At 71.0% G+C, this 4,013-nt stretch carries 5 protein-coding genes; 1 reads left to right on the top strand and 4 read right to left on the bottom strand.

Features of this window, described 5'->3' with window-relative positions:
* Nucleotides 1-98 precede the first annotated feature (98 nt).
* Nucleotides 99-692 carry a hypothetical protein gene (locus CCN56_RS29360; RefSeq protein WP_086830986.1) on the top strand — a complete coding sequence of 198 codons (594 nt, stop codon included), beginning with the start codon at nucleotides 99-101 and terminating at the stop codon, nucleotides 690-692.
* On the opposite strand, the gene CCN56_RS29355 is transcribed toward CCN56_RS29360, so the two are convergent.
* The 4 genes from CCN56_RS29355 to ettA are packed head-to-tail and all read right to left on the bottom strand — an operon-like array spanning nucleotide 679 to nucleotide 3,824.
* Nucleotides 679-1,071 carry a GNAT family N-acetyltransferase gene (locus CCN56_RS29355; protein ID WP_086830985.1) on the bottom strand — a complete coding sequence of 131 codons (393 nt, stop codon included), beginning with the start codon at nucleotides 1,069-1,071 and terminating at the stop codon, nucleotides 679-681. The two genes, CCN56_RS29360 and CCN56_RS29355, sit on opposite strands and share 14 nt — an antisense overlap.
* Nucleotides 1,068-1,730 (bottom strand): hypothetical protein, encoded by a 663-nt coding sequence (locus CCN56_RS29350; RefSeq protein WP_086830984.1) that lies wholly within the window; start codon nucleotides 1,728-1,730, stop codon nucleotides 1,068-1,070. The genes CCN56_RS29355 and CCN56_RS29350 overlap by 4 nt, the downstream gene beginning before the upstream one ends.
* Nucleotides 1,727-2,152, bottom strand: a complete 426-nt coding sequence (locus tag CCN56_RS29345; protein ID WP_041129282.1) for a thioesterase family protein — start codon at nucleotides 2,150-2,152, stop codon at nucleotides 1,727-1,729. Before CCN56_RS29345 ends, CCN56_RS29350 begins: the two co-directional genes overlap by 4 nt.
* A 7-nt stretch (nucleotides 2,153-2,159) precedes the next feature.
* A complete protein-coding gene (ettA, locus tag CCN56_RS29340; protein WP_086830983.1) occupies nucleotides 2,160-3,824 on the bottom strand; it encodes an energy-dependent translational throttle protein EttA in 1,665 nt (554 codons plus the stop codon).
* Nucleotides 3,825-4,013 lie beyond the last annotated feature (189 nt).

Below are 4,013 nucleotides of genomic sequence, written 5' to 3'. Positions count from 1 at the left end.
GGAGCTGGAGCAGGACCACATCGGGGTGTGGCCGGACGACGCGGAGGGCTGAGGAAACCGGCACCGGCCGCGGGGCGTCCCCGTTCACGGAGGTGCCTATGGGAAAGGCCGTGGCGTACGCCGGGGCGCTGCTCGTGCCCGCCGTCGCCGGAACACTCCTGTGGTGGTGGGCGGACTGGAACCTCCGCAGCCCGCACGGCCTGCCCACCGTGCTCGCGGTGGGCGGGGGCCTCGTCCTGGCGGCCGTCGCGCTCCTGGCGCACGACGCGCTCTTCCGGGAGGGCGGGAGCATCGCCGCGGTCGTCCTGATCCTGGCGGGCCTGACGGCGGTCTGGGTGGAGGCGCGGGACTCCACGGTCCGGGGCGCGGTCGCCGACTGCGTCGTGGTGGGCAAGGTCCGGGTGACCCACCACCCGACCTTCGGCGAGGGGGCGCCGGCCGCGAAGACCCTGTACCACCACACGCTGGACTGCGTCGGCGGCTATCCCGACGAGTTCTCGGCCGAGGAGCGCATCGCCGAGCCGGGCGGACCGGTCCGGATCGCGTACGACCCCGCCCACCGCATGGACCCGATCCTGGCACGCGACAACCAGGCCCACGGGTCCCCCGTGATCCCGGTGTCCCTGCTGGCGCTCTCGGCGGCGCTCTCGGCGGTCGCGATCGCCAGGGAGGGCGCGACTAGGGACGGGTGAGGTCCATGAGCCCGGCCGCCGTGGGCCGGAAGCCGCACCGCTCGTGGAAGGCGGTGAGGTGCGGCTCGAAGTCCACGTGCAGCCAGTGCGCGCCGCGCGCCCGGGCGGCCTCGGCGGCGGTCCGCACGAGGGTGACGCCGAGCCCCTGGCGGCGCTCGTCGGGGTGGACGGTGGTGTCGAGGAGGAAGGCGTGGACGCCGCCGTCGCCGACGACGTTCACGTACCCGACGAGCCGCCCGTCGCGGCGGGCGGTGACCCGGAGGAGGCTCCGGGCGAGGACGGGCCCGAAGTCGGTGTCCTGATGCCCGGGCCAGGAGGCGCCGAAGAGGCTGTTGAGCTCGTCCCCGGAGAGGGGCCCGTCGACCTCGACGTCGGTCATCGGGGGGCGACTCCGAGCGAGATCGAGGATCCGGTGCGCAGCGCGATCGAGCCGTACGGGGTACGGAGCCGCAGCCACGGCCCGGAGGCGAACAGCGCCACCGGCGCCTCCCCCGGCGGCAGGAAGCCGAGCGACTGGGCGGCGTGCACGGCACGCAGCGGCAGCCCGGTGGTGCCGAGGGTCCGGGACCAGATCTCGCGGCCGAGGGCGTCGCGCTCGGCCCGGGTGCGCCGCTCCTCCGGCAGCTCCTCGTCCCGCGTACGGAACTCGCCGACGGCGGCGGCGACGGCGCCCCGCATCCCGGCGACGTCGGGGAGGCCGGGGACCGGCTGCCAGCCGCCGCGCGGCGGGAGGACACCGGCCCAAGGCGGTCCGGTCACGGAGTCCGGGACGACGGCCTTGCCGGCCGACTCCTCGATGCCGTCGAGGAGTTCACCGGCGGAGACGGTGACGTCGAGGTCCACGGCGTCGACGAGGCGGGCCGTGCGGATCGCGAGGACCTCGAACGACGGGGGCCGCCCGAAGACGGCCAGCGCCCCGCCCCCCGCCTGGAGGCGGACGGCGGCGGCGCGGTCGTAGTGCACGAGCCGGCCCAGGAAGGCGGCGAGTGCCGCCGCCTCCCTCGGGTCGGCGAAGTGCAGCGGAGCGAGCACGGTCATGCGGCGGACGACATCCCGTCGTCGACGTACTCCTGGAGGAACTCGCGCTCCTCGGAGGTGATCCGGCGCGGCCGCTGCGCCTCCAGGTCGAAGGGCACGACGACCGTGGACGCCCGGACGTACACGACGTCGGCGTCCTTGACCTCGTAGGCGATCGTCAGGGACGCCGCGCCTATCTTCGTGACCCAGGACTCGATGGTCACCGGCTCGTGCCGGTGGACCAGCGGCCGCTTGTAGTCGATCTCGTGCCGGGCCACGACGGACCCGCCGGAGAACGAGGGGGAACCGTCCCCCGGCGCCAGCCGGAACATGAAGTCGATCCGCGCCTCTTCCAGGTACCGCAGGAAGACGACGTTGTTGACGTGCCCGAAGGCGTCCATGTCCGACCAGCGCAGGGGACAGCTGTAGATGTGCCGAGCCATGAGGTGATCAGCCTCGGGTCAGCTTCTTGTAGGTGGCACGGTGCGGACGGGCCGCGTCCGGGCCGAGGCGCTCGATCTTGTTCTTCTCGTAGGACTCGAAGTTGCCCTCGAACCAGAACCACTTCGAGTCGCCCTCGTAGGCGAGGATGTGCGTCGCGACCCGGTCGAGGAACCAGCGGTCGTGGGAGATGACCACGGCCGCACCCGGGAACTCCAGGAGCGCGTTCTCCAGGGAGGACAGGGTCTCGACGTCGAGGTCGTTGGTGGGCTCGTCGAGGAGCAGCAGGTTGCCGCCCTGCTTGAGGGTGAGCGCGAGGTTCAGACGGTTGCGCTCACCGCCGGAGAGCACGCCGGCCGGCTTCTGCTGGTCCGGGCCCTTGAAGCCGAACGCGGAGACGTAGGCGCGGGAGGGCATCTCGACGTGGCCGACGTTGATGTAGTCGAGCTCGTCGGAGACGACGGCCCACAGCGTCTTCTTCGGGTCGATGTTGGCGCGGCTCTGGTCGACGTACGAGATCTTGACGGTCTCGCCGACCTTGACGGAGCCGGAGTCCGGGGTCTCCAGACCCTGGAGCATCTTGAAGAGCGTGGTCTTGCCGGCACCGTTCGGGCCGATGACGCCGACGATGCCGTTGCGCGGCAGCGTGAAGCTGAGGTCGTCGATCAGAACCTTGTCGCCGAAGGCCTTGGACAGGTTCTGGACCTCGACGACGATGGAGCCCAGACGCGGGCCCGGCGGGATCTGGATCTCCTCGAAGTCCAGCTTCCGCATCTTGTCGGCCTCGGCCGCCATCTCCTCGTAGCGCGCGAGACGGGCCTTGGACTTGGCCTGACGGCCCTTGGCGTTGGACCGCACCCACTCGAGCTCTTCCTTGAGCCGCTTGGCGCGCTTGGCGTCCTTCTGGCCCTCGACCTTGAGGCGGGTGGCCTTGGTGTCGAGGTAGGTGGAGTAGTTGCCCTCGTACGGGTGGGCGCGACCGCGGTCGAGCTCGAGGATCCACTCGGCGACGTTGTCGAGGAAGTACCGGTCGTGGGTGACGGCGACGACGGTGCCGGGGTACTTGGCGAGGTGCTGCTCCAGCCAGTTCACCGACTCGGCGTCGAGGTGGTTGGTGGGCTCGTCGAGGAGCAGCAGGTCGGGGGCTTCGAGGAGGAGCTTGCAGAGCGCGACGCGGCGCTTCTCGCCACCGGAGAGGTTGGTGACGGGCCAGTCGCCGGGCGGGCAGCCCAGGGCGTCCATGGCCTGCTCCAGCTGCGTGTCGAGGTCCCAGGCGTTGGCGTGGTCCAGGTCCTCCTGGAGCTTGCCCATCTCGTCCATGAGCGCGTCCGAGTAGTCGGTCGCCATGAGCTCCGCGACCTCGTTGAAGCGCTTCAGCTTCCCCATGACCTCGGCGGCGCCCATCTGGACGTTCTCCAGGACGGTCTTCGACTCGTCGAGCGGCGGCTCCTGCAGGAGCATGCCGACGGTGAAGCCGGGCGACAGGAAGGCGTCACCGTTGGACGGCTGCTCCAGGCCCGCCATGATCTTCAGAACGGTGGACTTACCGGCACCGTTCGGGCCGACCACACCGATCTTCGCGCCCGGCAGGAAGCTCAGCGTCACGTCATCCAGGATGACCTTGTCGCCGTGCGCCTTGCGCGCCTTGCGCATCGTGTAGATGTACTCAGCCAAGAGAAACCGTCCGGCAAAGAGTGAGTGGGCAGATACACCCCATCTTGCCTGACCGCCACCCCCAGGAGCCAACCAGTAGGCGAGGGGCCCCCTGACCTGCGGCTTCCCGGACCCCCTGTGTAGCGGCCCCGTCACCGTTCGTCGCCCCGGACGTGCGACGACCCCGGACGCGGGTGCGTCCGGGGTCGT

Source organism: Streptomyces sp. NRRL B-24572 (genome assembly GCF_002156145.1).
GTDB classification, from domain to species: domain Bacteria; phylum Actinomycetota; class Actinomycetes; order Streptomycetales; family Streptomycetaceae; genus Streptomyces; species Streptomyces vietnamensis.
This window is presented reverse-complemented; position numbering and strand designations above follow the sequence as displayed.

What these genes read in the sequence shown, in the direction of transcription:
- CCN56_RS29350 (WP_086830984.1), bottom strand. Translation starts at nt 1,730, where the DNA reads ATGACCGTGCTCGCTCCGCTGCACTTCGCCGACCCGAGGGAGGCGGCG.
- CCN56_RS29360 (WP_086830986.1), top strand. Translation starts at nt 99, where the DNA reads ATGGGAAAGGCCGTGGCGTACGCCGGGGCGCTGCTCGTGCCCGCCGTC.
- CCN56_RS29355 (WP_086830985.1), bottom strand. Translation starts at nt 1,071, where the DNA reads ATGACCGACGTCGAGGTCGACGGGCCCCTCTCCGGGGACGAGCTCAAC.
- CCN56_RS29345 (WP_041129282.1), bottom strand. Translation starts at nt 2,152, where the DNA reads ATGGCTCGGCACATCTACAGCTGTCCCCTGCGCTGGTCGGACATGGAC.